Below are 1,035 nucleotides of genomic sequence, written 5' to 3'. Positions count from 1 at the left end.
CCTAGAGCATCGGACTGAAACGCGGAGTCAAAGGGTTCTCTCCGGGGCAAAGCTGTGATTCCCTTCTGGTTGCAGGAGGTGGATCATGACCCAGAGTTATTCCCTGGATCTGCGGGTGCGGGTCGCGGCCTTCGTGGAGGCGGGTCATTCCCGCCGGGCGGCGGCCCGCCACTTCGGGGTGAGCGACAGTTTCGCCATCAAGCTGCTGCAGCGCCAGAGGCAGTCCGGCTCGCCCGCGCCGGCGCGCCAGGGCCGCCCTCGTGGCTCGGGCAAGCTGGCGCCCTATGAGACGTTCCTGATCGAAGCCGTCGAGACCAAGCCGGACATCACCATGCCTGAGCTCGCAGTTCGCTTGCTGGAGGACCATGGGGTCGCCGCCGCTCCCGCCACCCTCTCGCGTCTGCTGTGCCGGCACGGCTTCACGTATAAAAAAACAGCTGATGGCCGCGGAGTGCGCACGCGCCGACGTGCGTGAGGAGCGCCGCGTCTGGCGAGACCAGCGCCAGGCCCGCATGCGCGAGCAGCCACACCGCTTGGTGTTTATCGACGAGACCTACGTCAACACCAAGATGACGCGCCTGAGGGGGCGTAGCCGCAAGGGCCAGCGCCTCCGCGCGAGCGCTCCCTTCGGGCACTGGAAGACGCACACCTTCATCGCTGGCCTGCGTTGCTATGAACTGAGCGCGCCGTGGATCATTGATGGCCCGATCACTCGTTTGTCTTTCGAGGCTTACATTGAGACACAGCTCGCGCCAACGCTGCGCCAAGGCGACGTGGTGATCCTCGACAATCTGGCCGTTCATAAGAGCAAGAAGGCCGCGCAGTGTCTGAAGCAAAAAGGCGCCTGGTTTCTGTTTCTGCCCGCTTATTCGCCCGATTTGAACCCGATTGAACAAGCCTTCGCAAAGATCAAAGCGCACCTGCGCAAGGCCAAAGCCCGAACCTTTGACGCGCTCTGGCGCGCCATCGGCAACATCTGCGATCTCTTCGAGCCGCACGAGTGCTGGAACTACATCAGGGCTGCTGGATATGCGC

Annotated in this window: 1 protein-coding gene; it reads left to right on the top strand. The window is 63.3% G+C overall.

Annotated elements, in window-relative coordinates:
* Positions 1 to 85: 85 nt before the first annotated feature.
* A protein-coding gene (locus DC522_RS33690; protein ID WP_116532719.1) for an IS630 family transposase occupies positions 86 to 1,035 on the top strand; the annotation gives its coding sequence in 2 pieces (ribosomal slippage) (positions 86 to 436 and positions 438 to 1,035; 949 coding nt annotated over the 2 pieces). This gene is flagged as partial in the annotation.

The organism is Microvirga sp. KLBC 81, assembly GCF_003075415.1.
Taxonomy (GTDB): domain Bacteria; phylum Pseudomonadota; class Alphaproteobacteria; order Rhizobiales; family Beijerinckiaceae; genus Microvirga.
Note: the sequence above shows the minus strand (reverse complement) of the source record. Positions and strands in the feature narration are given on the sequence as shown.